This is a genomic window from Thiobacillus sp. (genome assembly GCA_024235835.1).
GTDB lineage: Bacteria > Pseudomonadota > Gammaproteobacteria > Burkholderiales > Thiobacillaceae > PFJX01.
Genome location: JACKLQ010000001.1, coordinates 1,209,389 through 1,233,045, shown reverse-complemented (window position 1 = coordinate 1,233,045; position 23,657 = coordinate 1,209,389). Strand labels below are relative to the sequence as shown.

The following is a 23,657-nucleotide window of genomic DNA, read 5'->3' as shown; positions in this document are numbered from 1 at the left end:
CGGCGCGGGACGCGAAGCTGACAGCAGGATTACAAAACCGTCATGTGTCCCCCGCTGGCCGAGGCTATGGCAGGATGGGGCCGTTTCCACCCGCCTGGCGTCCATGAAGATCCTCATCGTCGAAGACGAGCCCAAGACCGGCGACTACCTGAAGCAGGGCCTCGGCGAGGCCGGCTTCGTGGCCGATCTTGCCCGGGACGGCTGGGAAGGCCTGGAGCTGGCCCGGACAGGCCAGTACGACGTGGCCGTCCTGGACGTGATGCTGCCCGGCCTGGACGGCTGGCAGGTGCTGGAGGGCATGCGCCGGGCCGGCCTGGAGACGCCCGTGCTGTTCCTCACGGCCCGGGACCAGGTGGAGGACCGGGTGAAGGGCCTGGAGCTGGGGGCCGACGACTATCTGGTGAAGCCCTTCGCCTTCGCCGAGCTGCTGGCCCGGGTGCGCAACCTGGCCCGTCGCGGACGGGCCGCCCTGGAACCCACGGTGCTGAAGGTGGCCGACCTGGAGCTGGACCTGCTGCGCCGCCGCGCCAGTCGCGCCGGGCAGCGGGTGGACCTCACCGCCAAGGAATTCGCCCTGCTGGAGCTCTTCATGCGGCGCCAGGGGGAGGTGCTGCCCCGCTCCCTCATCGCCTCCCAGGTGTGGGACATGAACTTCGACTCCGACACCAATGTCATCGACGTGGCGGTGCGCCGCCTGCGGGTGAAGGTCGACGAGGGGTACGCCCCCCGGCTCATCCACACCGTGCGGGGCATGGGCTACGTGCTGGAGGCGGAAGGCGGCGCGGGGCGGGACGAAACCCGGCCGTGAAACCCCTGTCCCTCACCGCCCGCATCAGCCTGCTGTTCGCCGTGGCGGTCAGCATGGTGCTGCTGGCGGCGGGCATGTATCTGGCCCGGGCGGTGGAGATGCATTTCGTCGAGAGCGACCGGCACGAGCTGGAGGGCAAGCTGGAACTCATCCGCCACCTGCTGGAACGGGCCCGCTTGCCGGGGGACATGGATCGCCTGCCCGGCCAGTTGGACGACGCCCTGGTGGGGCACCACGGCCTGGCGGTGGCGGTGATGAACGGGGGAGGGGCCGTCTGGTACATCACCTCGGGCAGCGGCATCCACCAGGATCTGCTGGATGCACGTACCTGCGGGGATGGTCCCCTGGAACTGGCATGCCTGCCCCATGGCCTCTGGCAATGGCGGGTGGGGGACCGGGACTACCGGGGCAGGGTGGTGCCCATGACCACGGGTGACGGCGAGATCCACCGGGTGGCGGTATCCCTGGACATCCGGCACCACGAGGTGTTCATGGCACGGTTCCGCCTCACCCTGGCCCTGGCCATGACCCTGGCCGCCCTGGCCACCGCCGGCCTGGGCTGGTACGCCACCCATCGCGGCCTGGGCGCCCTGCGGCAATTCAGCGGCCTGGCGGCGGGGATTTCCGCCGAGCGCCTCACCACCCGCCTGCCCGAGGCGGGCATCCCGCCCGAACTGCGGGACCTGGCCCGGTCCTTCAACGCCATGCTGGCCCGTCTGGACGATTCATTCCGGCGCCTGTCGGAGTTTTCCTCGGACATCGCCCATGAGTTGCGCACCCCCATCTCCAACCTGATGACCCAGACCCAGGTGGCCCTGAGCCGGGCGCGGGAACCGGAGGCATACCAGGAGGTGCTCCAGTCCAGCACCGAGGAGTACGAGCGCCTGGGCCGCATGATCGGGGACATGCTGTTCCTGGCCAAGGCCGACAACGACCAGCTCACCCTTTCCCGGGAGGCGGTGGACCTGGAAATGGAGGCGAGGGCCCTCATCGAGTTCCATGGCATCGTCGCCGAGGAAAAGGGGGTGGGCCTGCGTCTGGAGGGAGCCGGCTTGGTCAGCGGCGACCGGCTCATGCTGCGGCGGGCCCTGTCCAACCTGTTGTCCAACGGCACCCGTCACTGCCCCGTGGGCGGCGAGGTGGCGATCCGTGTGGGGGGCGGTCCCGGCGAGACGGTCATCGCCGTGGAAAACCCGGGGGCCATTCCGCCGGACCGCCTGCCCCGGTTGTTCGACCGTTTCTATACGGGCGACCCCGCACGGCAGGCCGGCGCTGGCGGTGTGGGCCTGGGTCTGGCCATCGCCCGCTCCATCGTCCAGGTCCATGGCGGCACCCTCACGGCCCATAGCGAGGGGGGCGTCACCCGGTTCGAGATCCGCCTGCCCACCCCGGCTTGAAATCCGGGGCCCGGTCCATCAGAAGAACAGCTTCGCCACCGCCACCATGCCCAGGACCAGGGTGACGACGCCCACCACGCCCCGCAGGGAGGATTCCCGGGTCCGGCTCACGGTCACCGTGGCCATGGGCACGGACAGCAGGGCGCCCAGCATCAAAGGAATGGCCAGTCCCCAGGCGATGGTCTTGCCCAGGGCCAGGTAGCCCAGCAAACCGATCAGGCAGGTGAGGGATTCCGCCACGGAGGTGACCGCCACGGCGTGCTTGGAGGGCAGGCCGGAGACCACTTGCCCGGCGGTGACCAGGGGACCGTAACCGCCGCCGGACAGGCCCTTGTTGAAGGCCGCCAGGGCACCCACGGCGACGATGCCGCCGGCGTGGTAGGGAATCTGGCGCTTGCGGGTGGCCAGGATCACCGCGCCCATGGACAGGATGATGACGGTGATGAACAGGCCCAGCCAGAACTTGGAGATGCTGACTGCCAGCCAGACGGCCCCCAGGGCGCCGACGCTGCTCAACAGGGCCAGCAACAGGGTGGTGCGCCGGGCGCGGCGGTCGTGGAGGAAGTCCACGTTGCCGTCGTGCTGGTGCAGCACGCCGGCGGCCAGGCCGGTGACCAGTTCGCTCAGCAGGATGGCCGGGACGATCTGCAGGGGCTCGTAGCCCGCCATGAGCAGGAGGGGAGTGAGGGTGGTGCCGTAGCCCATGCCCAGGCTGGAATCCATGAACTCGCAGGCCAGGGCGGCGAAGAAGATGGCCAGGGCTGCCAGGCTGGATATGCCCAGCAGGGTGTCAGTGAGGCGATGCCATTCCGGGTCCATGGCAGGCAAGGAGAGTGAAGCCGCCACGCCCAGCACCAGGAGCATCCAAAGCCGCGTACGACGACTGGACAGAGGAGGAAGCACGGCCATGAATGACAGGCTGGAAGTGCTCATGACATCACCTCGAAAACGTTGAAGGTGCTCCTGCCTTGCAGGCTTCGTGCCAGCAAGGCGCTTTGGCCTCCCGTTGCCGCGGGCATGGGGTTCCCGGGGTTCTGGCAAGAAATCGTTGGGCGGCTATATTGCTTAATGAAACGGAATAACCGTCATCAATAAAAAACCACGAAATAAGACGATATGATCCCCCCCTCCCTCCAGGTCGCTTTCTGGCAGGCCGCGGCCCAGGCGCCCGACTGCCAGGACTTCGCTGCCCGAGTCCGGCCCCTGCTGGGGCCCGGCGCCGATCTGCTGGTGTTGCGCCTGGACCAGGCCGGCAAGGCCATTGAATTGGAGGCGGGCCAGGGGCCGCTGCACCGGCGGTCCCTAGGGCCCGGGGAATGGGCGGAGTTGGCGGCCCTGGCTCCCCCGGGCAAGCCCTGGTTCGGTTCCGCCGCCGAATTGAAGCGGCGCCTGGCCTGGCTGTCGCCCCTGGCCTGGGAGGGCACGGTGGGGGTGGCAGGACTGGGCGGCCATGCCGAGAGGGGGCCGGCCCCAGGGGAGGGCGAGGGCCTGTTGCTGCTGTCGGCCCCGGGGGCCATGGTTGAAGGCCTGGTCCTGGCCCTGGCGTCGCCCTTCTCCGCCGTATTGGCCAACCAGCAGCGCTGGCGTGCCCTCAACAGCGAGCGGGAGGCGGCGGAGGCGGAGCGGCGGGCCTTGCTGCAGCGCCTCAAGCGCCCGGGCCTGGGGGACGCCATCGTCGGCGCGGAGGCCGGGCTGCGGGAGGTGATGGAGGCGGTGGACCAGGTGGCGACCTCCGATGCACCGGTCTTGATCCTGGGCGAGACCGGCACCGGCAAGGAGGTGGTGGCCCGGGCCGTGCACGTGCATTCGCGCCGTGCCAAGGGCCCCTTCCTGCGGGTCAATTGCGGCGCCATCCCGCCGGAACTCATCGACTCCGAACTGTTTGGCCATGAACGGGGCAGCTTCACTGGCGCCACCGGTGCCCGCAGGGGCTGGTTCGAGCGGGCCGACGGCGGCACCCTTTTCCTGGACGAGATCGGGGAACTGCCCGCCGCCGCCCAGGTGCGCCTGCTGCGGGTACTCCAGGACGGCAGTTTCCAGCGGGTGGGGGGGGAGTCCACCATTACCGTGGACGTGCGCCTGGTGGCCGCCACCAATCGGGACCTTCGCACCGCCGTGGCGGCGGGAGAATTCCGCGAGGACCTGTGGTTCCGCATCGCCGTGTTCCCTATCCCCCTGCCACCCCTGCGGGAACGGCTCCAGGACATCCCGGCCCTGGCGGCCCACTTCTGCCTGCGGGCCGCCGAGCGCCTGGGACTGCCCCCGCGCATGCCCGACGCCCAGGACCTGACCCTGCTGGCAGCCTATCCCTGGCCGGGCAACGTGCGGGAACTGGGCTCGGTCATCGAGCGGGCCGCCATACTGGGCAACGGCAGACGCCTGGAAGTGGCCCGCTCCCTGGGGGTTCACCCCCTGGTGGGCACGCCTGCCACGGATGAAATCGCCAGGCCGGCGGCCCCGCCCTCCGGCCTGGGCCCTTCCTGGGGCCAGGAGGGTGGGAGCAGCCTGGAAGAGGCCAACCGGCGCTACATCGAACAAGCCCTGGCCCGTTGCCACGGGCGGGTGGACGGTCCCTTCGGCGCCGCGCGCCTGCTGGGGGTGAACCCCAATACCCTGCGCTCAAGGATGCGCAAGCTGGGACTGGAGCCCCGGCGTTTCCGAACACAATAACAGCCAGTTATCCTCTCAAGCATTCGTTGAGCCATCACAAAAGCACAATGTGGCTCCCTCGGGGGGATTCAGATGCTTGACCAGAGCGGAGGTCATCAATAGCCACCTTAGCTTGACCAATTTTTCTTGTGTCCACAAAGCATCAGCGCGGAGTCAGTTCTTTGCCAGCACCTCAGCCCTGCTATGTATGCCGTTGCGCGACAGGTAGGCGGTGCTGTGGACCACGCCGCACTTCATCGGCCACGCCATCGCCAGCCGCGCGGGCCTTCAACATCCGGGATTGAGCCCCGGGGGCCCATTCAGCCCCGGGCGCGCTGGGCCTTGAGTTTGGCCGCCACCTTGGCCTGGAAGTAACCCCGCAGCTCGGGGAAGGGGATGGGCTTGGCGTAGCGCACCACATCGGCCGGCAGGCCGCCGCGGGCCTGGATGTCATCTTCTTCCATGGCACTGACGACGATGATGTCCATGCCGGTCAGGGCCGCATTGGCGCGCAGGGCGCGGATCATCTCGAAGCCGTCCATGCCGGGCATCAGGAGGTCCACGATGAGCACGTCCGGCGCCTGGCGGCCTACGGCCATCAGGCCGTCGAAGCCGTTTTCCACGATGTCGATGCGCAGGGGCAGGCCCCAATTGGTCATGGTGACTTCATACAGTTCCTGGAAGATGGGTTCGTCCTCGGCGATGAGGACCCGTACCTCGCCACTGCCTGAACCGCTGCCCACGGCCACGCCCCGGCGAGCCAGGTGGGCCTCCACCGACTCCCGCAGGATGCGGCGGTGGCCGCCCGCCGTCTTCCAGGCCTGCAGCAGGCCGTCTTCCACCATCTGCTGCACCGTGCCCAGGGAGACGCCCAGCAGCTTGGCTGCCTGGGTGGTGCTGAAATAGGGCTGATCCGGGTCTTGTAGCGTAGTGCTCATGATTGTGGTGATTCTGGTGACTGTTGAATTTTAGACAGGTTAATAGTATCCGACACGATATCCGGTCATTTCAGGTCTTGTTTCGGCCACGCCGATGCTGGCGCAGCAGGAAGCGGGCCGGATCCATGGCGTCCAGGAGGTCCCCTTCCAGGGGCAGGGGGTCGCCGTGGAGCTGGCTGGCCAGGGCCTCGGCGGCCAGGGTGGCCCACACCAGGCCCCGGGAGCCCAGGCCCAGCAGGCCATGGAGGCCTGGCAACCGGGGCATGTCATCCAGGCGGATGTCCGGGGCCAGGGGCGCGCCCTTGGCCGGCAGGGCCCCCGCCAGGGGCAGGCGGTCCGGGGTGGCTGCGCGGAAGCCCACGCGGCCGTTCAGGTCCCCGGTTGCCAGGGCCTGTTCCGCGCCGGGCAGGATGCGACCCAGGCGCAGCAGGTTGCCGGCGTGCTCATCCTGCCGCAATTCCGTGCCCGGGTCGTAGGCATAGGACGCCCCCAGGCAATGGATGCCGTCCACCGCCGGGGTGAGGTAGCCCTCGCAGCAGAGGGCATGGCGGAATGGGGGCAGGCTTCCGGCGGCCACATGGCTCACCTGGCCCCGCACCGGGGTGATGGGCAGGTCCCCGGCCACTTCCAGGGCCCGGGCCATGGCGCCGCTTGCCAGGATGGCCACGGGGGCCTGGACCAGGATGTCGCCCGCCTCGTCCAGTGCGTGCCAGGCCCCGTCCGCAGGCTCCAGGCCCGCCACCGTGCGGCCCATGTGCAGGTTCAGGTTGCCGCCTGCGGCGTCCGCCAAGGCCTGGCAGAGGGTGGGCGGCGAGGCCCAGCCCCCCTGGGGGAACCACCATCCGCCAAATGCCGTGGGCCAGCCCACCAGGGCGCTGGCCGAGTCCCGGTCCAGGAAACGCACGTAATCCACGGGATAGGCACCTGCCGTCGCCAGGGTTCGCTGCTGGTCCTCATGGGCGGCATCCCGGGCAATCTGCAGGACTCCGTCCAGGTCCCGGCGGGAGGGAAAGCCCGCAGCCTCCAGATCGGCCCAGGCCCGGCGGGCATGGAGGAAACAGGCCCGGTTGAGGCGGGAGGCGATGTTGTCGTCCCGGGACAGCAGGGGGCGCACGATGCCCGCCAGATTGCCGGAACCCTCCCCGGCCAGGTGCCCGTGGCGTTCGATGAGGTCCACGCGCCAGCCCCGGACCGCCAGGCGCTGGGCCAGGGCGCAGCCGGCGATGCCGCCTCCCAGGATGAGTGCATGCCTCTCAGGAGCGGGGGCGGCAGGTGGGACCTGGTGCCTGGCGGCGGCCAGGCGTCCCGTGAGCATGTCCCGCTTGCCGGCGTAGCCCGGGCCCTTTTCCGTGGCGAAGCCCGCGCCAACCAGGGCGTCCCGCACAGCCCGGGCCACGCACCAGGTGGCCAGGGTGGCCCCCGGCGCCGCCAGACGGACCAGGCGCTGGAACAGGCTGGGGGACCACATGGCGGGGTTCTTCTTCGGGTCGAAACCGTCCAGGTAGAAGGCATCCACCCGGCCCCGCAGCTGCTTCAGGCAATCCTCCGCCTCCCCCAGCATGAGGGTCAGCACCACCCGGCCGCCGTCGGTCTGGGGGAACTCCAGGCGGTGGAAGCCGGGGGTGAGCACGGGCCATCGCTGCCCCAGGCGGGCTGCCAGCGGGGCGAATTCAGGCCAGGCGGCGTGTAGCCGGGCCAGGTCCTCCTGGCGGAAGGGGTGCTTTTCCAGCGCCAGGTAATGCAGGGCATCTGGGCGTCGGGCGTCCGCCAGCCAGGCTGCCCAGGTGGCGAGGAAGTTCAGGCCTGTGCCGAAGCCGTTCTCCAGGATGACGAAGCGTTCCCGCCCCGCCCAGCGGCCGGGCAGGCCGTTTCCTGCCAGGAACACGTGCCGTGCCTGGCCCGGACCACCCTGGGTGGCGTGGTAGATGTCGCCGTAGGCTGGGGAGACAGGGGTTCCTCCCAGGTCGAAGGCCAGGTCGGCGGGGCGGATGGACGTGGCCAAGATGCTTTCAGTTCAGGCCCAGGCTGACATACAACCCGGTGGTGTTGATGTCGTTGAAGCCCTTGACCTTGGGAAAATGGATGAGGTTCAGGGTGACGGTATCCCGTTCCCAGGAGAGCAGTGGCAACGGGGCGACAAAGGGATCGCCGCTGTTGTAGCTGTCGCTCTGGAAGGCGGTAAGGGCCCCGCCAAGGCGCAGGCCCCGGGCCAGTTCCAACCCTAGGCAGCCCAGGGCGGCGTAGACAGCCGTGTTGCGGCCCGAGTCCCTGTAGAAGGCAGCCTCCGTGAATGGGGTTTTGCATATTTTTGCCGGGGCCAAGGCGTAGCGCAGCCCCAGGCCCGGGTTGAATTCATTGTCCACGTTCAGCGCCTGGGCCCGGTCCCGTTCCCAGTGATGGGAGAGTCCGTACAGGTTGAGGCTCAGGTCGGCGCTCCAGGCCGGCAAGGCAGGAACGAGCATCAGCGCGGAGTAGAAAAATTTTTTCAACATGTCAGTGCAGGGTGTGGATGGGGGCCTCGAAGACGGCGGACACGGCCTCGGCGTCAAGCCGGTAGTCCCGGTTGCAGATGTCGTCCCGCACGTGGATCTCGCCATGGTCCCTCAGGATGGCGTCGCATTCCGCCCTGCCCAGGGCCCGTAGCATGGTGTGGATCTTTTCCCAGTCCTCGGGGCAGTGGTGGCGCACAGGGCGGGGGTCGAAGACGCGGATGTCTTCCTCGGGGAACAGGCGGCGCAAGAAGTCGTGGCCGTCCAGGCCCAGCAGTTCATCCGGCTGCACGGTTTCCAGCAGGTGCTGGACGCGGTTCCAGCCATCCGGGTCTTTCTCTTCCGCGGTGGGCAGGCGTTGCAGGAAGAGGCCCGCGGCCCGCATCTCGTCGCTGGCCAGGGCCAGGCGGGTGGGTTGCTGTTCCGACAGGCTCAGGTAGTGCTCGAAGATGGTGGCGATGCTGGGACCCTCCAGGGGCACCAGGCTCTGGTAGGGCTGGCGCATGCCCGCCGCGTCCAGGGTCAGCAGGAGTTGGCCGTGGCCCAGGAGGGCGGGCGTGTCCCACGGCAGTTCGCCCTCCTTCCAGCGGGCCATGCCCCGCATGCGGAGCTGCTCGTCGCAGTCCAGCACCAAGAGGTCGACGGCGTTGGATTGGGCCGGGGCGCCCTTGAGCTGGAAGGTCATGCGCCCCGGCTGCTTCAGGTTGGCGGCGATGAGGGCGCTGACGGCGCTCATCTCCCCGAGCAGGCGGGCCACGGGGGCCGGGTAATGCCGATCCCGGGTGAGGCCGGCCCAGGTCTGGTCCAGGCTCACCCAGGCGCCGCGGATGTCCAGGTGTTCGAAGAGGAAGGGGATGACGCAGTCCCGGTGCAGGTTCATGGATAGTGCAAAGTGTCGAAAAGTGGATTTTAGGCCAGGCCGCTATGATGAATTGAAGAGCGACCAAGAAAGGGGGGCATATGCGTCTGCTGAGCTGGAACATCCAATGGGGCAGGGGCCTGGACGGAAGGGTGGACCTGGCCCGCATCACGGACACCCTCCGGGCCATGGGGGACTTTGATGTGGTCTGCCTGCAGGAGGTGGCCTGCAATTTTCCCGGCCTGCCGGGGAGCGCGGGAGAAGACCAGGTGGCCGCATTGGCGGCGGGCCTGCCCGGCTACACGCCCCTCTACGCCCCCGCCACCGACCTGCCCGACGCCAAGGGCGGCCGCAAGCTGTTCGGCAACGCCCTGTTCTCGCGCCTGCCCGTGGGTCAGGTATTCCGCCACCTGTTAACCTGGCCGGCGGACCCCTCCGTGCCCAGCATGCAGCGGGTATTGCTGGAGGCGGTGGTGACCGCTCCCTGGGGGCCCGTACGGGTGATGACCACCCACCTGGAGTACTACTCCCCCGCCATCCGCGCCGCCCAGGTCGCCAGCATTCGCAGCCTCCACGCCCAGGCCTGTGCCCACGCCCAGGTGCCGCGCCAAGGCAAGGGGGAAGGCGGTGGCCCCTTCGAGGTGCTGCCCCGGCCCGCCTCGGCCCTGCTGTGTGGTGACATGAACTTCCCCGAAGGCTCCCCGGAAAGGCTGCTGCTTCTCGCCGAGTTCGACGACGGCACGGTGCCGTGGCGGGACTGTTGGGAGGTGCTCCATCCCGGCGAGCCCCACGCGCCTACGGTGGGCATCCATCCGGTGGATTTCGTGGACCGGCCCAGTTGCTATGACTTCGTCTTCCTCACCGAGGACCTGGCGCCCCGACTGGTCGGCCATGGGGTGAACGTGGAGACCTCCGCCTCGGACCACCAGCCGGTGTGGGTGGAACTGAAGGATTGAGGCAGGGCTGGCGCGGAGGCCTGGCCGGGCTCGAACCCGGCGCGGCTTCATTCCCAGTCGTGGACGTGCCAGTGGCGGTGCTCCAGTTCGCCATGGTGGTGACGGTGCACGTGGACCAGGTTGGCGGCCTTGAGCAGGTCCAGGTCGCCCAGCAGGGGCTCGATGGGGCCATCGTGGATCAGGCGGTGGTCCTCCCCCAGTACCAGGGCCCGCCGGCCCAGCTCCGGCGCCAGGCTCAGGTTGTGGGTGGTGGTGACCACCGTCTTCTCCAGGCCGGCCAGGAAATCCACCAGCCAGCCCGTGGAGCGGGGGTCCAGGGCGGAGGCGGGCTCGTCCAGCAGCAGTACCTGGGGCTCAACCGCCAGCAGGGCGGCCAGGCAGACCTTCTGCTTCTCGCCGCCGGAGAGGGCGAAAGGCGGCTTGTCCAGGTGGGCCGTCACCCCCACGGCGCCGGCCCAGTGGCGTACCCGGTCGTCCACATCCGGCAGGTGCAGTTGCCGGGGGCCAAAGGCGATCTCGTCGAACACCGTGGGGTTGAACAGCATGGCGTCCGGGTTCTGGAACAGCAAGGCCACTTCGCCGCGGAAGCGTCGGTTCAATGCCCGGTCTTTCAGGCGCCGGGGCGTGATCTCCTCCCCTTTGTAGCGGTAGGTGCCCGCCGTGGGGGGCACCAGGCCGTTGAGGATCTTCAAGAGGGTGGACTTGCCGCTGCCGTTGGAGCCCAGCAGCACCACCTTCTCCCCCGCAGCCAGGTCGAGGTCCACCGCCGCCAGGGCGGCGGTGCCGTTGTAGCGGTGGCCGATGCCACGCAGCTCAATCATTGAAGAATCCTCGTGTGCGCAGGGCCTGGGCGGTCTCCCGGGCGCCGGCCAGGCCCTTGTCCAGGAGCCAGGCGGCGGCAGCCGCGCTGGCCCGGTAGCGGTCCTTCAGGGCTGGCCGGTGGGGCGAACGGCTCACCAGGGCCAGGCGGAAGTCGTCGTGGACCCGCCGGAAGGCCATGGCCTGGCTGTAGGCCAGGCCCAGCAGGTAGGTGAGGGTGCGGGAAAAGCCCAGGGCCTGGAACAGGTTCACCCGGGTGATGAACAGGAAGGTGAGGGTGGAGATGGCCAGCACCCGCAGGTTGAGCAGCAGCAGGGTGTCCCAGGGCGGCTCGTGGCGCAGCGCGGACAGCATCAGGTAGCCCAGGCTCACCGCCAGGTTGAACGCCAGCACCGTGCGCAGGGTCCGCAGCAGCAGGGCCGTCGCCTGCCGCCCCGCCAGGAGCAGGGTGAGGGCCAAGCCGGCCGCCAGGATGCCGGGATCATGCACCAGGGTGGCGGCGATCACCGTAGCCAGGTAGGCCAGGAGCAGGCCTTGGGCGCGGTTCATGTCGCGTGCCTGGACCGCAGCCGGGTCAGGTAGCGGTAGCCCAGCCAGGTGAGCACACCTTCCCCCACCCCCATCAATGCATGGGGGATGAGCACGGCGGGCAGGGTCACGGCCAGGCCGAAGGGGAAGAACAGGGGCCTGCCCCCGGCGTCGTGGGCGATGGCGGGCTGGATGCCCAGGACCAGGGCCACCAGCAGGGCGGGCAGCACCACGGAAAACCAGCCGGCCAGGACCAGGGCCGCCACCTCGTTCACGGGCTTGATCATGCGCCACGCAAGCCAGGCGGACAGGCTGCCCAGCAGCCCCATGGCCAGCGCGTTCACGGACAGGGCGGTGATGCCGCCGTCGCCGAACAGCAGGGCCTGCATGGCCAGCACCAGGGACACCGCCAGGAAGGCCATCCACACGCCGAAATTCACCGCCAGCAGGGCGATGCCCGCCGCGTGGGCCGTGGTACCCCCGGGCAGGGGAATGGCCACCATCATGAGCACGAAGGAGAGGGCGGTGAGCACGGCGACGTAGGGCAGGGTCTCCTCGTCCAGGGCGGCCCGCAGTCGGCCCATGCCTACCCACCACAGGCCGGCGCAGACGGCATAGGCCGGCAGGTAGGTCTGGGGGGAGAGGAAGCCGTCGGGGATGTGCATGCTGTGGCGCTCAGAACAGGGCCGAGAAGGTGGCGATGAGGCGGTATTTTTCCTTGCCCTCGGCACCCTGCTGCAGGGCGGACTCGTTCAGGGCGGTCCAGACGGGTTTCTTGACCGCCAGGCCCAGGCTCATGTTGTCCTTGTACAGGCGTGCGCCCAGCACCCCATAGAGGATGTCGCCGCCGGTGCCCGGGGCGGGCACCCCGTCCTCCACGTCCCGGCCCAGGCGCAGGAAGTTGAGTTCCACGTTGCCGTCCAGGCGGAAGCGGGTATCCGGGTTTTTCATCAGGCGGTAGGACAGGGCGCCGTTGAGGCGGGTCTCGGTGCCGAACCTGACGGTGATGCCGGTGGGATTGCCCCCCACCGGATCGGGGTCGTAGCGGTATTTCTGGAAGCGGATCTGGCCGGCCTCGAACACGAGGGTGGCGTGGTTGGACACCTGCCTGGTGGCGGTGACGCCGTAGCTGAAGCTGGACTTGCCGAAGCCCAGGGCCATGCCCGGGTCGATGCGGGTGTCGGACAGGCGATGATTGGCGTTCCCCGTGGGCAGGGAGAGGCCGCCGTAGGCCGTGAAGTGCCAGTCCATCAGGTCGTCCAGGCTCTCGTTGGCGGGCACCAGCATGAAGCCATCGTCGTACTTGAAGCCGACGACACCCATGAGGGAAAGGTCCGTGAAGCCCTTCGACTCATAGCCGCCCGGGGTGTCCTGCTTGATGTTGTAGGGCTGGAACAGGTAGGCGGACAGCCAGGGCTTGAAGCCGTAACCCAGGCCCAGCATCCAGTACTGGTTGTAGTCATTCTCCGGCGGGGGAAGGATGCCCTTCTTGGATTCCGCGTGGTCCACCTTGAGGTAGGCCAGCCACTTGCCCGCCGGCAGGGTTGCGGAACTGGAGGTCTCCACCGGGGCGCCGGGACCTTCCAGGCCGGCGGCGCCCAGGGAGGCCACGCCGTGATGGGCCAGGGCGGGGGAGGCGGCCAGGGACAGGGCAAGACAGAGCAGGGTCGGGATCGGTTGCTTCATGGCTTTTTCCGCCTCGCGTAGAGACTGACGAAGCCGAACAGGCCCAGGATCAGGGCCACGCCCACCACGATGCGGCCGTAGCGTTCGTAGAAGGGCTTGTCGCTGCCGGCCAGGTTCGCGGCCGCATCCGTGGCCAGGGTGACATCCAGGCCGTGGCCGTCCTCGGAGATGGTCTTGATGCGCCATGTCCCGGCCTTGTCCGGCAGGAAGGCGATGCGTCCCCGGGCATCCGTGCGGCCCACCTGCACGGGCAGTTTCTCGCCCTCGGGGTAGATCTCGTAGCCTTCGAAGGAGAAGGCGGTGTTGTCGGCGTAGAACAGCTTCACCACCACGGCCTGGCCGCCGGTGACGGTGTATTGCAGGTCATGGGCCTGGGCCACGGGGGCCCAAGCCAGCCATGCCAGCAGGAAGCCGGCGAGACGGCTCATGGTGCGATCTCGAACTGCAGGGCCGTGGACTGGATGAGCCTGTCCGCCTTGCCGTCTTTAAGGGGTGTTTCCAGGCTGGCCTGGATGAGCTGGACGCCCAAGTTCTGAAGGCGCACGTTGACCTGGCCGTCCGGCCCGCTCACGCCCCGGGGATGGCCGAAATAGGCCACGGTTGCGCCTGCCGCCGGCTGGCCGCCCAGGGTGACCTTGAGGCGCAGCTTGTCGCCGGGCTTGAGACGCAGGGGGTCGATCAAGGGCACGATCTCCAATTCCTGGGTCAGGGGCCGGGCCAGGAGGCTGCTCCAGTCGTCCAGTCGCTTCACCGATTCCACCGACAGCCAGCTGTCGATGACGGTGCCCGCTTCGGTCTTGGGCAGGTTCTTCGTGCCGTAGGGGGTCTTGCTCCAGTAGCCGGAGGAGGTGAGGAACCAACTCGCCGCGCAGCTCCCTTTCAATGTGATTGGGTAGCCGCGGCCTATTTCCGCCCGGATTTCCCTGCCGTCGTTACCATAGCAGGCCGCGTCCTTGAGCAGTTCCGGCTTGTATTCCAGCTTCTTCGCGCCTTCATGGCCGGAACCCTCATGGCCGTATTGCAGGATATGGAGAGTGTCCTGCCGTTCCACCCAGAGGTCGTGGGCATGGGCGTGGGCGGCGAAGAACAGGAGAGCGAGGCAGATTGGGGCGGTGATGCGACGCACGGCGGGGGCTCAGGCATTCGAATGCCCGAAGTATAGATAGGAAATATGAACAAAAAATAATTCATCTTACTTATGGCCGAGCTTCGGGTCCCCCGCATGGTCGGGGAACTGGTGCATCAGCTCTTGGGCCGGCTGTGGACGTGGGAGTGGACCGCTTCGGCGTCCACGGGAATGGCGTTCAGCTGGCCGTGGCGCACGCCCCGCTCTGCCTTGATCTGCTCGGCAAAGCGGCGGACCTCCAGGGTGGGCCCCCGCAGGATGAGGGTTTCCAGGCAGTTGTCGTGGTCCAGGTGGACGTGCATGGTGGACACCACCAGGTCGTGGTGATGATGCTGGGCCTCGGTCAGCCGCTCCGAAAGCTGCCGCTCATGATGGTTGTAGACGTAGGAGAGGCTGGCGACGCAGTGGGGGGCCGCCTGGGTGTAGAGCCGGCGGGATTCCAGGGCATGACGGATCAGGTCCCGCACGGCCTCGGAACGGTTGGCATAGCTCTTGGCGCCGATGAAGGCGTCGAACTCGCGGGCTAGGTGGTCGTCGAGGGAGATGGTGAAGCGTTCCATGGCGGCTCCGGAAAACCGAAAGGGCCATCTTAGCCCGGATAGTTCACCAGGCCGGGGGTGGGCATGGCCCCAAGGGCGACAAAGACCAGGCTTCCGCCAACCTGCGGAGCGGGTTTCCCAGGTCGCCAGGCTCAGCAAGCCGTCAGGAACATTCCGGTTTCAGTCGCGCCGCGAACCTGGCCCTGAACTTCGCCAGCTTGGGGGCCACCACGAACATGCAGTAGGGCTGGGCGGGGTTCTGGTCCGCGTAGCCCTGGTGGTATTCCTCTGCCGGCCAGAAGGTCGGGGCCGGGGTGACCTCGGTGACGATGGGGTTCGGGAAGACCTGTTCCGCCGTTAGTTGCGCGATCATGGCCCGGGCTTTCGCTTCCTGTGCCGGGTCGTGGAAGAAGATGGCGGAGCGATATTGGGTGCCCACGTCGTTGCCCTGGCGGTTCAGGGTGGTGGGATCATGCAGGGCGAAGAACACCTGCAGCAGGTCGTCGTAGCCGATCACGTCCGGGTCGAAACGCACCTGCACCACCTCGGCATGGCCGGTGTCGCCGCCGCAGATCTGCTTGTAGGTGGGCTGCTCCACCCGGCCGCCCATGTAGCCTGACACGGCGCTCTCCACGCCCCGCAAGCGGTTGAAGGCGCTCTCCAGGCACCAGAAGCAGCCCCCGGCCAGTGTGGCGGTTTCGGTCGTCATATACTCTCCTCTCGGGCTATTCAGTTCCGCCCATACACGACGATATTGACGGCATACGAAGACAAATCGTTTCACACATGAGCGAATTGGAACAACGCATCAGCATCGACCAGGTCCGGGTGGGCCTGTACATCCGCCTGGAGGAGTGGATGGATCACCCCTTCCTCTTCAACAGCTTCAAGATCCGCAACGAAAAACAGCTCCATACCCTGCGCGCCCTGGGTATCCAGCATGTGATCTACGTGCGGGAGAAGAGCGACCTGCCGCCCCTGCCGCCGGCCAGGATGGACGCACCGCCCCCACCCCCTGCCCAGGAACCGGATCCGGAAATGGCGGCCATGTGGCAGGCCAAGAAGGAGCGGCGCGAGAAGCTGACCCGGCAGCGGGAAGCCCTGGGGCGGTGCGAGAAGAAGTTCAACACCGGCGTGGGCACCGTCAAATCCATGCTGCGCAACCTGTTCTCCCGCCCCGCCGAGTCCATCGCCCAGGCCCAGGCCCTGGTGACTGACATGGTGGATTCCCTGCTGGACGAGAAGGACGTGGTGCTGCACCTGATGAACGCCAAGATGGGGGACGAGAACGCCTACTACCATGCCCTCAACGTCACCATGCTGGCCCTCATCCTGGGCAAGGAGGCGGAGTTCAGCCCGGAGGAGATGCATTCCCTGGGCATGGGCACCCTGTTGCACGACATGGGCAAGGAAAAGGTGCCCAGCCAGATCCTGCTGAAGAAGTCCCCCTGGACGAACGCGGAACGGAATTTCTACCAGCAGCACGTGCTCTACGGCGTGGAGATGGCCCGTCCCCTGCCGGAGATGACGGCGGGGGCCCTGGAAGTCATCGCCATGCACCACGAACTGCTGGACGGCACGGGTTTTCCGGGCAAGCTCAAGGGTGACCGCGTCGGCCGCTTCGCCCGTATCGCCTGCATCGCCAACACCTTCGACAACTACTGCAACCGCGCCAACCTGGCCGATTCCATGACCCCCGCGGAGGCCATCTCCCACATGTTCCGGCGGGAAAACGGCAAGTATGACCCGGTGCTGATGCAGCACTTCATCCGCAGCATGGGGGTTTATCCACCGGGCAGCGTGGTGCAGCTCAACGACGGCACCGTCGGCCTGGTGATGAGCGTGAACCCGGGCAAGCTGCTGCATCCCTCCCTGCTGATCTACGACCCGGACGTGCCCAAGGAGGAAGCCATCTGGCTGGACTTGTCGGAAGACCCGGACCTTTCGGTGGAAAAGACCCTGCGCCCGAGGGAACTGTCCAAGGAAGTGTTCGACTACCTGGAGCCTCGCTCCCGCGTGAGCTATTACTCGGAGAGCAACGCCTCAGCCAGGCGCACCCAGTAGCTGGCGCCCAGGGTCAGCACCTGGTCGTTGAAGTCGTAGTGGGGGTTGTGCAGCATGCAGCCCCCTTCCGCCAGGCCGTTGCCGATCCACACGTAGCAGCCCGGCTTCTCCCGCAGCATGTAGGCGAAGTCCTCGGCCCCCATGGAGGGGTTCATGTCGTCGCGCACGTGGTCGGCCCCCACCAGCGCCGTGAGCACCTTCTGGCAGGATTCGGCCTCGGCCACGGTGTTCACCGTGGGGGGGTAGCCACGCCGGTAGGTGAGGCTGGCCTGGACCCCGTGGGCGGTGGCGATGCCCGCGCACAGGCGCTCCATGGCCGCCTCGATGCTGTCCCGCACCTCCGGCCGGAAGGCCCGCACCGTGCCGCCGATGGTCACCTCGGCAGGGATCACGTTGTAGGCCTCGCCGCCGGCGAAGAAGCGGGTCACCGACAGCACCGCCGGGTCCAGGGGGTCCAGGCCGCGGCTGACGATGCCCTGCAGGGCCTGCACCAGGGCGGCGCCCGCCAGCAGGGGGTCCTTGCCCTGGTGGGGCATGGCGGCGTGGGCGCCGTGGCCCTTGATGAGGATGTCGAACTGGTCGGCGCAGGCCATGACCGGGCCCTTGTGCACGGCGAACTGGCCCGCCGGCAGGCCGGGCCAGTTGTGCATGCCGTACACGGATTCCACGGGGAAACGCTCGAACAGGCCCTGCTCGATCATCACCCGGGCGCCCCCGTCCGTTTCCTCGGCGGGCTGGAAAATGAACACCACGGTGCCGTTGAAGCGGCGGGTGGCCGCCAGGTGCTGGGCTGCCCCAAGCAGCATGGCGGTGTGGCCGTCGTGGCCGCAGGCGTGCATGCGGCCCTCGTGGCGGGAGCGATGGGGGAAGGTATTCCGTTCCAGCACGGGCAGGGCGTCCATGTCGGCCCGCAGGCCGATCATGCGGGCACTGTCGCCCTGCTTCAGCACCCCAACCACGCCGGTGCCCGCCAGGCCGCGATGCACCTCGATGCCGCATTGCAGCAGGAATTCCGTCACCCGCTCGCCGGTGCGATGCTCGTCGTAAGCCAGCTCCGGATGGGCGTGGAGATCGTGGCGCAGGGCCACCAGCCTTTCCCGCTGGGCTTCCAACTGGGGCAGGGCTGACTTCATCAGGCCAACCCGGGCAGCACCTGCTTGGTCACCGCCACGGCGACGATGTAGGCGTAGATGCCCACCGCGGCTACCAGGGCCTTGATGCGGAGAGCCTTGGTGCGGCCCCGCTTGAGGGCCATGGTGCCCATGCCGATGTAGGCCAGCAGGCCAATGATCTTGGCCATGATCCAGGGCTGTTCCAGGGGGTTCAGGCTGGCCACTACCAGCATGGCGATGGCCGCCACCAGCAGCAGGGTGTCGTTGACATGGGGCAGAGTGCGTACCCACCTGTCCTGTAGTCGGGGTGACTCCAGCAGCATCCAGAAGCCCCGCAACAGGAACAGGGCCAGGCTGACATGGACAGTGGTGATGTGGACGGTGCGGACGATCAGGTAATCCATGGGGCGTCGTAAGGGTGGCAAAGCATCATCTTACCCCGGCCGACCCGCGTGCCCGGTCACTGTCCTGACAAGCCGCCTTTCAGCGGGACTGGGTGGCCAACTGCTGGACGTGATCCTGATCCTGCCGCTGTTCCTGTTCATAGCGTCGCTCAATGGCGGCCACCAGGGTGCGAACGTCCTGGGTGCTCAGGTCCGGGTAGGCCTCGTGCACCACCCGCAGTGCCAGGTAGTCGATGGGGGTGCCCGCCCAGTTGCTTGAATCATGGAAAAAGTGGTCGATGCGAATGCGGGCATCGCTGTAAACGGCTCGAAGGTGGGGATGCGTGCGACGCTCAACCTGAATTGCGCCGTCGCTCTCGGCGTAGGTGCTCATGGTCTCTCTCCTTTATTAATCAGATGCCTGCGAATTCCCGCGGCACTTTCAAAGATAGACAATTTCAAGGCACCCGGCCGGCACAGGGGGCGTTCAGCCTTCGTGCAGGTCTCCATCCACGTAGTACCAGCGCCCGTTCTTCTTCAGGAACCGGCTGGTTTCATGGAGGCGGTGGGCCCGGCCGTCGATCTTGTAGCGGGCCACGAACTCCACCCGGGCTTCTTCCGGCCCCAGGCCCAGGTGGCCCTTGACCGCCAGGCCCAGCCAGCGGGGCACCGGTTCCTCGTCCAGATCCAGGCGCGGGGGACGGGTGCGGGGGTGCCAGGTGGCCAGCAGGTAGTCGGCGTCACCCAGCACGTAGGCGGCATAGCGGCTGCGCATGAGGGCCTCGGCGTCCGGGGCGGGGCGGCTGCCGTCATGGCACGGGCCGCAACAATCCCGGTAGGGCTTGCCGGAACCGCAGGGGCAGGGTGTGGCGATGATCTTCTTCATGGCATGGCCGGGGGGCGTGGAGGCCATTATCGCGCCCGCCCCGGCTTCTGGCCTATGCTTCGGGTTCGCGTCGACAATACAAGAGGAGACCAACGATATGCGTGCCGCTTTGCCCCCAAGCCGCCTGTTGCTGTTGCCCGCCCTGGTGGCCCTGAGCGTATCGGGGCTTTCGGGCTGCGCCACCAAGGAATTCGTGCAAAAGGAGATGGATGCGGTGCACAAGCGCATTGCCGGGCTTGAAGGCCTGGTGGGCCAGGCGGACCGGCGCATCGATGCCAACGTCTCCCGCATCCAGGCCACGGAAGGACGGCTTGTCAGAGCTGAACAGGACGCCGCTTCGTTGAACACGCGGCTGGAAGCTACCCAGTCGGACCTGGCCGCCGCCAACCAGAACGTGGCGGGCCTGCTCATGGGACTCAACGCCGCCGGCCAGCGTATCGACGCCAACGGCGAGCGGGTCCAGGCCGCCGAAGGGCGTATCGCCAAGGTGGAGCAGGATGCGGCCGCCCTCAAAAAGCGCCTGGACGAGACCCAGGCTGACCTGGCCGGCACCAACCAGAACGTGGCGGGCCTGCTGGTGGGCCTGAACGCCGCCAGCCAGCGCATGGACACCCAGGCCGCCGAGCTGGCCACTGCCCGGCAGCACCTGGGGGCGATGGAACCAGGCACCCAGCCCGCGACGCAACCTGTCGCGGCCTCGGTAACTCCAGCTTCCCCGGCTCCTGCCGCCACCCAGCCCCCGGCCTCGACGGATCCGGGGGAACGCCTGGCCCGGGTGGGCGTGCTCATCGACGAGATCCACCGCCGCATCAACGTCAACACCGCTTCACTGCAAACCGCCAACCTGCGCATCGGCCAGCTGGAATCAGGCCTGGCAGCCGCCGGCAAGCGGGGTGAGGAAAGCGAGGCCATTCTGGATGCGGTCCGCAACAAGACGGCAGCGGCCCATGAGCAATTGGCGGCCGCCGACCAGCGCATTGCTGCCAACACCCACGCCCTGGACCAGATGGGGCTCCACATCGACGCGGCGAAAACGGGCCTGAAGGTGGCCAACACCCGGCTGGATGAAGCCGAGAAGGGCCTGGTTCAGATGAACGAGCACCTCGCTCGCAACGACGCAGCCGATGCCGCCATCTCCGCCACCGCCAAGGAGGCCCTGGAGCGGGCCCGGGCCGCGGGCAAGTTGGCGGAAGGCCGCCTGCTGATGGAGACCGTGCTTAGCGAATCCATCGGCTTCCAGCTGGAGCGTTCTGGTCTCAGCGAGAGCGCCCGCCTGGCCCTCCTGGCTTTTGCCGACAAGCTCAAGGCGGATAACCAGGGGGTGTACATCGAGATACAGGGCCACACCGACGACACCGGCCCGGCGGAAAACAACCTGCGCCTGTCCCGCCAGCGGGCGGAGGCGGTGCGGGACTTCCTGCACCAGGAATCGGGCATACCCCTGCACCGCCTGGCGGTGGCCGCCTACGGCGAGTCCCGCCCCGTGGCCGACAACAAGACTCGGGAAGGCCGGGTCATGAACCGCCGCGTTGTACTGGTGGTCCTGAAGTAAGCCCCGCGAGAGGAGAGAGACCATGCGCAAGCTGCTGTTGACCCTGATGCTGCTGGCCGCCCCCGCCTGGGCCGCCGGCGTGGACATCCGCAAATTCACCCTGAAGTCCGGCGACGTGGACGTACCCGTGGAGATCGCCGTTCCGGAGGGCAAGGGCCCCTTCCCGCCGGTGCTGTTCATCCACGCCAAGCGGGGCTACGACGACAATGAGCGCCGCCACATCACCGAGCTGGCGGCCCAGGGCTACCTGGTGGTGGCGCCGGATTGGCAGAGCGGACGCATGATCGAACGCTGGCCCGCCGAGCACGACCCCGATACGGAGAATGACGTGGAGAAGGCCCTGGACCACCTCATGGCCATGCCCGAGGCCTGCAAGCAGCCCGTGGGCATCGTTGCCCTGTCCCGGGGGCCCTACTACGCCATCCGCCTGGCCGCCAGGCGGGGCCCGGACATTGCCGCCATCGTCAGCTACTACGGCCACATGCAGAACCCCAACGCCCCGGAACCGGACCAGCTCTTCCGCATCGCGCCGGAGGTGATGCAGATCACCACCCCTATCCTCTACCTCATCGGCGAGGAGGATTTCGAGCTGCGGCGCATCAATGGCGGCCGGGCCTTCTATGCGCTGTGGGAGCGTGGAATTCACGTGGAGTACCAGGTTTATCCCCTGGCCCGGCGGGCCTTCGACTTCCGCGCCGACCAGTCACCGGAGGAGAAGATTGCCACCCGGCATGCGCGGCAGCGGGCGGATCAGTGGCTTAAGTGGTGGATGAAGGTGGGGCAGCCGGGGGGCTGCAAGTAGGGCTGTGCTGTTAACCCCCCCTTTCTCAAAGGGGGGCAGGGGGGATTCCAGCGGCGGTTCCTTGCGCTGTCACGCTGATTGCAGGCTGCTACGTAAGGCCAGGGTGATTGACCGGGGGCGCCCGGCAGCGCGTTACTCTTCTTGAGCGGCCAAGAAGAGTAACCAGAAGAAGGCCGCCCCGCTGCCGTCGAAACCCCGAGGCTGCTGACCTTGATCGGGCGGCGAAAGAACTCGCCCTGCGGGCTCAGACAGCTTTCGCCGGCCTTCGGCTACCCCGCTCAAGGCCATCATCCTCGGCTCCGGCAGAGGGGAGGAAAACCGGCGGATGTCGCTTCGCTTATCCGCCTATGCATTGTGTTTGCTGCGTCAGAGGAATAATCGAATGAGTTTGTCAGAACGGCTCTATCACACAGTTGGGCGCCATTTCGTGACGCTGTCCTGCCTGCAACACGCCCCTCAATTGAAAAAACCAAAGCTGTTGATTTTTTCCGGCTTCCTCGTTGATGTTGATGACGTCTGGTTCTATGTCACCGCAGGTCACATCCTCACCGATGTTAGCGCCGCGCTCCAATCGGGGGCATCTTTTGATGTCTGGCGGCTTGGCGACAACTCGGCTGGGAACCGCTTTATGGGTATGGCGATTCCGTACCACTTTGATATCGAGAACTGGATTGTTATTAATGACCCGGAAAAAGGTCTCGACTACGCAGCTGTCCCATTGACTGACCTTTACTGTTTATCGCTTTCCGCCGGGGGTGCGTCTCCCATCGGTACTAACGCTTGGGGCACCCATCTCGATGAAACAGATGGGTGGGCACTTGTGGGAATACCGTCAGAGTCGATCGAGTATGACGAGCAGACCTTGATAAAGGCCCGCGTCATTGTTGCGCCGCTCAAGTCTGCGCCGCCCCCTCATAACGCAGAAGAGAAGGCCGAGAATCAGTTCTATGCAAGGTTTGCTGACGACCCAACCAATTTCGTCGAGGACATTGACGGGATGAGTGGTGGTCCAATCTTCTCGCTTCGCAAACACGAAGGTCAGTGGAAATACTGGGTCATTGGCGTGCAGAGCGCTTGGTATAGAGAGAGTGGCCTTCTTGTCGCTTGTCCTTTTTCATCTTTCGGTGCTGCACTTGCGGACGTGGTGGCGGAAGCAAAGCGCATTCATGTAGGCCTCCACGGTGGATAAGCGTAGCGAAATCCGCTGGTTTTCTCCCCCTCTGCCGGCGCCGGGAATTCCGGACTTGACTGGGGTTGCCGGAGGCCAGCGAAAGGTGTCTGAGCGAAGCGAGTTCTTTCGCTGCCCCAGGCAAGTCCGGAATTCCCGGGGTTTCGACGGAAGCGGGGCGGCCTTCTTCTGGTTACTCTTCTTGGCCGCTCAAGAAGAGTAACGCGCTGCCGGGCGCCCCCGGCCAATTACCCTTCGCATACCACTGGAGGTCATTCAGGGGAAAGGCTTTCCCTCTCCCCAACCCCTCCCCCGCACGCGGGGGAGGGGCTAAAGACAGTCAGTCGAACAGGCTGTCGATGTCATCCTGGCTGACCCGTTCCTCGGCCCTCACCTGGGGCCCCGCCAACAACCCCTGCTCCCCTTCCTCTTCGATCAGCAGATGGGCCAGCCCCACCTCCATCTTTTCCACCGTCTCCAGGAGCTTGTTCACCACCTGCCCCACCAGGTCCTGGAAGGCCTGGGCCTGGATGACTTCGCTGAGCTCGTGGGCGGAGGCGGCGTGCTCCGCTTCCAGGGCAACCAGAAATTCCCTCAATTGTGGCGAGCGGGTCAGCCTGGCAAGGGTCCGGGCCTGCTGGCGCTGGCCCTGCAACCGGTCACCGATGGATTCGGCGGCATTGAGGGTCTGGCTGGCGGCCTGTTCGGTGAGGCTGGCGATGTAGCGCAGGCGGTCCCGGGTGTTGTGCACCACCTGGGCCTGGGGCAGGGAGTCCTGGCCAATCTCAAGCAGATTGGTGCGCAGGTCTTCCACCAGTTCCTTGATGTTGCGGCGCAATTCTTCTTGTTGGCTCATGACTTCCCCTTGTTGGTTTTTCCTTATCGGCCAACAGTCG

The 23,657-nt window shown here is 67.0% G+C and carries 26 protein-coding genes; 8 read left to right on the top strand and 18 right to left on the bottom strand.

Annotated features, from left to right (window positions below):
- The first annotated feature begins 103 nt into the window (after positions 1 to 103).
- Both H6935_06020 and H6935_06015 read left to right on the top strand, forming a co-directional pair.
- Complete coding sequence (locus H6935_06020; GenBank protein ID MCP5277907.1) at positions 104 to 808, top strand: heavy metal response regulator transcription factor; 705 nt, start codon at positions 104 to 106, stop codon at positions 806 to 808.
- Positions 805 to 2,205: a heavy metal sensor histidine kinase gene (locus H6935_06015; GenBank protein MCP5277906.1), complete on the top strand. Its 1,401-nt coding sequence runs from the start codon at positions 805 to 807 to the stop codon at positions 2,203 to 2,205. Before H6935_06020 ends, H6935_06015 begins: the two co-directional genes overlap by 4 nt.
- A gap of 18 nt (positions 2,206 to 2,223) precedes the next feature.
- On the opposite strand, the gene H6935_06010 is transcribed toward H6935_06015, so the two are convergent.
- Positions 2,224 to 3,138: a sulfite exporter TauE/SafE family protein gene (locus H6935_06010; GenBank protein MCP5277905.1), complete on the bottom strand. Its 915-nt coding sequence runs from the start codon at positions 3,136 to 3,138 to the stop codon at positions 2,224 to 2,226.
- Between the two features lie 582 nt (positions 3,139 to 3,720).
- Between H6935_06010 and H6935_06005 the strand changes: the two genes are divergently transcribed.
- The gene (locus H6935_06005; protein ID MCP5277904.1) at positions 3,721 to 4,875 is read left to right on the top strand and encodes a sigma-54-dependent Fis family transcriptional regulator; all 1,155 of its coding nucleotides are present in this window, start codon (positions 3,721 to 3,723) and stop codon (positions 4,873 to 4,875) included.
- A 299-nt stretch (positions 4,876 to 5,174) separates the two neighbouring features.
- On the opposite strand, the gene H6935_06000 is transcribed toward H6935_06005, so the two are convergent.
- The 4 genes from H6935_06000 to H6935_05985 form a co-directional block, all read right to left on the bottom strand.
- On the bottom strand, positions 5,175 to 5,792 hold the full coding sequence (locus tag H6935_06000; GenBank protein ID MCP5277903.1) for a response regulator: 618 nt from the start codon (positions 5,790 to 5,792) through the stop codon (positions 5,175 to 5,177).
- Between the two features lie 70 nt (positions 5,793 to 5,862).
- A complete protein-coding gene (gene mnmC / locus H6935_05995; protein ID MCP5277902.1) occupies positions 5,863 to 7,797 on the bottom strand; it encodes a bifunctional tRNA (5-methylaminomethyl-2-thiouridine)(34)-methyltransferase MnmD/FAD-dependent 5-carboxymethylaminomethyl-2-thiouridine(34) oxidoreductase MnmC in 1,935 nt (644 codons plus the stop codon).
- A 4-nt stretch (positions 7,798 to 7,801) separates the two neighbouring features.
- Positions 7,802 to 8,284 carry a hypothetical protein gene (locus H6935_05990; GenBank protein MCP5277901.1) on the bottom strand — a complete coding sequence of 161 codons (483 nt, stop codon included), beginning with the start codon at positions 8,282 to 8,284 and terminating at the stop codon, positions 7,802 to 7,804.
- A 1-nt stretch (position 8,285) separates the two neighbouring features.
- Positions 8,286 to 9,161 carry an Hsp33 family molecular chaperone HslO gene (locus H6935_05985; protein MCP5277900.1) on the bottom strand — a complete coding sequence of 292 codons (876 nt, stop codon included), beginning with the start codon at positions 9,159 to 9,161 and terminating at the stop codon, positions 8,286 to 8,288.
- 80 nt (positions 9,162 to 9,241) lie between these two features.
- On the opposite strand from H6935_05985, the gene H6935_05980 reads away from it, so the two are divergent.
- Positions 9,242 to 10,096, top strand: a complete 855-nt coding sequence (locus H6935_05980) for an endonuclease/exonuclease/phosphatase family protein (GenBank protein ID MCP5277899.1) — start codon at positions 9,242 to 9,244, stop codon at positions 10,094 to 10,096.
- A gap of 47 nt (positions 10,097 to 10,143) precedes the next feature.
- On the opposite strand, the gene H6935_05975 is transcribed toward H6935_05980, so the two are convergent.
- The 8 genes from H6935_05975 to msrA all read right to left on the bottom strand — a co-directional run bounded on the left by H6935_05975 (position 10,144) and on the right by msrA (position 15,503).
- Positions 10,144 to 10,917 (bottom strand): ABC transporter ATP-binding protein, encoded by a 774-nt coding sequence (locus tag H6935_05975; protein ID MCP5277898.1) that lies wholly within the window; start codon positions 10,915 to 10,917, stop codon positions 10,144 to 10,146.
- Entirely contained in the window at positions 10,910 to 11,464 is a 555-nt protein-coding gene (locus H6935_05970) for an ABC transporter permease (GenBank protein ID MCP5277897.1), read from the bottom strand. Before H6935_05970 ends, H6935_05975 begins: the two co-directional genes overlap by 8 nt.
- Entirely contained in the window at positions 11,461 to 12,108 is a 648-nt protein-coding gene (locus H6935_05965) for an energy-coupling factor ABC transporter permease (GenBank protein ID MCP5277896.1), read from the bottom strand. Before H6935_05965 ends, H6935_05970 begins: the two co-directional genes overlap by 4 nt.
- A 10-nt stretch (positions 12,109 to 12,118) precedes the next feature.
- Positions 12,119 to 13,093, bottom strand: a complete 975-nt coding sequence (locus tag H6935_05960; GenBank protein ID MCP5277895.1) for a transporter — start codon at positions 13,091 to 13,093, stop codon at positions 12,119 to 12,121.
- Between the two features lie 32 nt (positions 13,094 to 13,125).
- Positions 13,126 to 13,557 (bottom strand): hypothetical protein, encoded by a 432-nt coding sequence (locus H6935_05955; protein ID MCP5277894.1) that lies wholly within the window; start codon positions 13,555 to 13,557, stop codon positions 13,126 to 13,128.
- Positions 13,554 to 14,255, bottom strand: coding sequence for a DUF4198 domain-containing protein (locus H6935_05950; GenBank protein MCP5277893.1), 702 nt, complete (start codon positions 14,253 to 14,255; stop codon positions 13,554 to 13,556). The genes H6935_05955 and H6935_05950 overlap by 4 nt, the downstream gene beginning before the upstream one ends.
- Positions 14,256 to 14,371: 116 nt before the next feature.
- Positions 14,372 to 14,815, bottom strand: coding sequence for a nickel-responsive transcriptional regulator NikR (gene nikR, locus H6935_05945; protein ID MCP5277892.1), 444 nt, complete (start codon positions 14,813 to 14,815; stop codon positions 14,372 to 14,374).
- A gap of 142 nt (positions 14,816 to 14,957) precedes the next feature.
- A complete protein-coding gene (gene msrA, locus H6935_05940) occupies positions 14,958 to 15,503 on the bottom strand; it encodes a peptide-methionine (S)-S-oxide reductase MsrA (protein ID MCP5277891.1) in 546 nt (181 codons plus the stop codon).
- Between the two features lie 77 nt (positions 15,504 to 15,580).
- On the opposite strand from msrA, the gene H6935_05935 reads away from it, so the two are divergent.
- Entirely contained in the window at positions 15,581 to 16,858 is a 1,278-nt protein-coding gene (locus H6935_05935) for a DUF3391 domain-containing protein (protein ID MCP5277890.1), read from the top strand.
- Here the strand turns inward: H6935_05935 and H6935_05930 are convergent.
- The 4 genes from H6935_05930 to H6935_05915 all read right to left on the bottom strand — a co-directional run bounded on the left by H6935_05930 (position 16,819) and on the right by H6935_05915 (position 19,239).
- On the bottom strand, positions 16,819 to 17,991 hold the full coding sequence (locus H6935_05930; GenBank protein ID MCP5277889.1) for an amidohydrolase: 1,173 nt from the start codon (positions 17,989 to 17,991) through the stop codon (positions 16,819 to 16,821). The genes H6935_05935 and H6935_05930 overlap by 40 nt on opposite strands.
- Complete coding sequence (locus tag H6935_05925; protein MCP5277888.1) at positions 17,991 to 18,374, bottom strand: SirB2 family protein; 384 nt, start codon at positions 18,372 to 18,374, stop codon at positions 17,991 to 17,993. Before H6935_05925 ends, H6935_05930 begins: the two co-directional genes overlap by 1 nt.
- 79 nt (positions 18,375 to 18,453) lie before the next feature.
- The gene (locus H6935_05920; GenBank protein ID MCP5277887.1) at positions 18,454 to 18,747 is read right to left on the bottom strand and encodes a hypothetical protein; all 294 of its coding nucleotides are present in this window, start codon (positions 18,745 to 18,747) and stop codon (positions 18,454 to 18,456) included.
- 93 nt (positions 18,748 to 18,840) lie between these two features.
- Positions 18,841 to 19,239 (bottom strand): SEC-C domain-containing protein, encoded by a 399-nt coding sequence (locus tag H6935_05915; protein MCP5277886.1) that lies wholly within the window; start codon positions 19,237 to 19,239, stop codon positions 18,841 to 18,843.
- Positions 19,240 to 19,336: 97 nt separating this feature from the next.
- Between H6935_05915 and H6935_05910 the strand changes: the two genes are divergently transcribed.
- The 3 genes from H6935_05910 (at position 19,337) to H6935_05900 (ending at position 22,782) form a co-directional block, all read left to right on the top strand.
- Complete coding sequence (locus tag H6935_05910; GenBank protein MCP5277885.1) at positions 19,337 to 20,791, top strand: OmpA family protein; 1,455 nt, start codon at positions 19,337 to 19,339, stop codon at positions 20,789 to 20,791.
- Positions 20,792 to 20,813: 22 nt separating this feature from the next.
- Positions 20,814 to 21,593, top strand: a complete 780-nt coding sequence (locus H6935_05905) for a dienelactone hydrolase family protein (GenBank protein ID MCP5277884.1) — start codon at positions 20,814 to 20,816, stop codon at positions 21,591 to 21,593.
- Between the two features lie 382 nt (positions 21,594 to 21,975).
- Complete coding sequence (locus tag H6935_05900; GenBank protein ID MCP5277883.1) at positions 21,976 to 22,782, top strand: hypothetical protein; 807 nt, start codon at positions 21,976 to 21,978, stop codon at positions 22,780 to 22,782.
- A 319-nt stretch (positions 22,783 to 23,101) separates the two neighbouring features.
- Here H6935_05900 and H6935_05895 read toward each other — a convergent pair whose 3' ends face one another.
- Positions 23,102 to 23,617 carry a protein phosphatase CheZ gene (locus H6935_05895; protein ID MCP5277882.1) on the bottom strand — a complete coding sequence of 172 codons (516 nt, stop codon included), beginning with the start codon at positions 23,615 to 23,617 and terminating at the stop codon, positions 23,102 to 23,104.
- Positions 23,618 to 23,657: the final 40 nt, after the last annotated feature.

Coding starts and splice junctions, on each gene's coding strand:
- H6935_05975 (MCP5277898.1), bottom strand. CDS start 10,917: ATGATTGAGCTGCGTGGCATCGGCCACCGCTACAACGGCACCGCCGCC.
- H6935_05905 (MCP5277884.1), top strand. CDS start 20,814: ATGCGCAAGCTGCTGTTGACCCTGATGCTGCTGGCCGCCCCCGCCTGG.
- msrA (MCP5277891.1), bottom strand. CDS start 15,503: ATGACGACCGAAACCGCCACACTGGCCGGGGGCTGCTTCTGGTGCCTG.
- H6935_05970 (MCP5277897.1), bottom strand. CDS start 11,464: ATGAACCGCGCCCAAGGCCTGCTCCTGGCCTACCTGGCTACGGTGATC.
- H6935_06005 (MCP5277904.1), top strand. CDS start 3,721: ATGGTTGAAGGCCTGGTCCTGGCCCTGGCGTCGCCCTTCTCCGCCGTA.
- H6935_05965 (MCP5277896.1), bottom strand. CDS start 12,108: ATGCACATCCCCGACGGCTTCCTCTCCCCCCAGACCTACCTGCCGGCC.
- H6935_05955 (MCP5277894.1), bottom strand. CDS start 13,557: ATGAGCCGTCTCGCCGGCTTCCTGCTGGCATGGCTGGCTTGGGCCCCC.
- H6935_06020 (MCP5277907.1), top strand. CDS start 104: ATGAAGATCCTCATCGTCGAAGACGAGCCCAAGACCGGCGACTACCTG.
- H6935_05900 (MCP5277883.1), top strand. CDS start 21,976: ATGAGTTTGTCAGAACGGCTCTATCACACAGTTGGGCGCCATTTCGTG.
- H6935_05935 (MCP5277890.1), top strand. CDS start 15,581: ATGAGCGAATTGGAACAACGCATCAGCATCGACCAGGTCCGGGTGGGC.
- H6935_05915 (MCP5277886.1), bottom strand. CDS start 19,239: ATGAAGAAGATCATCGCCACACCCTGCCCCTGCGGTTCCGGCAAGCCC.
- H6935_05980 (MCP5277899.1), top strand. CDS start 9,242: ATGCGTCTGCTGAGCTGGAACATCCAATGGGGCAGGGGCCTGGACGGA.
- H6935_05910 (MCP5277885.1), top strand. CDS start 19,337: ATGCGTGCCGCTTTGCCCCCAAGCCGCCTGTTGCTGTTGCCCGCCCTG.
- H6935_05985 (MCP5277900.1), bottom strand. CDS start 9,161: ATGAACCTGCACCGGGACTGCGTCATCCCCTTCCTCTTCGAACACCTG.
- nikR (MCP5277892.1), bottom strand. CDS start 14,815: ATGGAACGCTTCACCATCTCCCTCGACGACCACCTAGCCCGCGAGTTC.
- H6935_05990 (MCP5277901.1), bottom strand. CDS start 8,284: ATGTTGAAAAAATTTTTCTACTCCGCGCTGATGCTCGTTCCTGCCTTG.
- H6935_06010 (MCP5277905.1), bottom strand. CDS start 3,138: ATGAGCACTTCCAGCCTGTCATTCATGGCCGTGCTTCCTCCTCTGTCC.
- H6935_05895 (MCP5277882.1), bottom strand. CDS start 23,617: ATGAGCCAACAAGAAGAATTGCGCCGCAACATCAAGGAACTGGTGGAA.
- H6935_06000 (MCP5277903.1), bottom strand. CDS start 5,792: ATGAGCACTACGCTACAAGACCCGGATCAGCCCTATTTCAGCACCACC.
- H6935_05930 (MCP5277889.1), bottom strand. CDS start 17,991: ATGAAGTCAGCCCTGCCCCAGTTGGAAGCCCAGCGGGAAAGGCTGGTG.
- H6935_05925 (MCP5277888.1), bottom strand. CDS start 18,374: ATGGATTACCTGATCGTCCGCACCGTCCACATCACCACTGTCCATGTC.
- H6935_05920 (MCP5277887.1), bottom strand. CDS start 18,747: ATGAGCACCTACGCCGAGAGCGACGGCGCAATTCAGGTTGAGCGTCGC.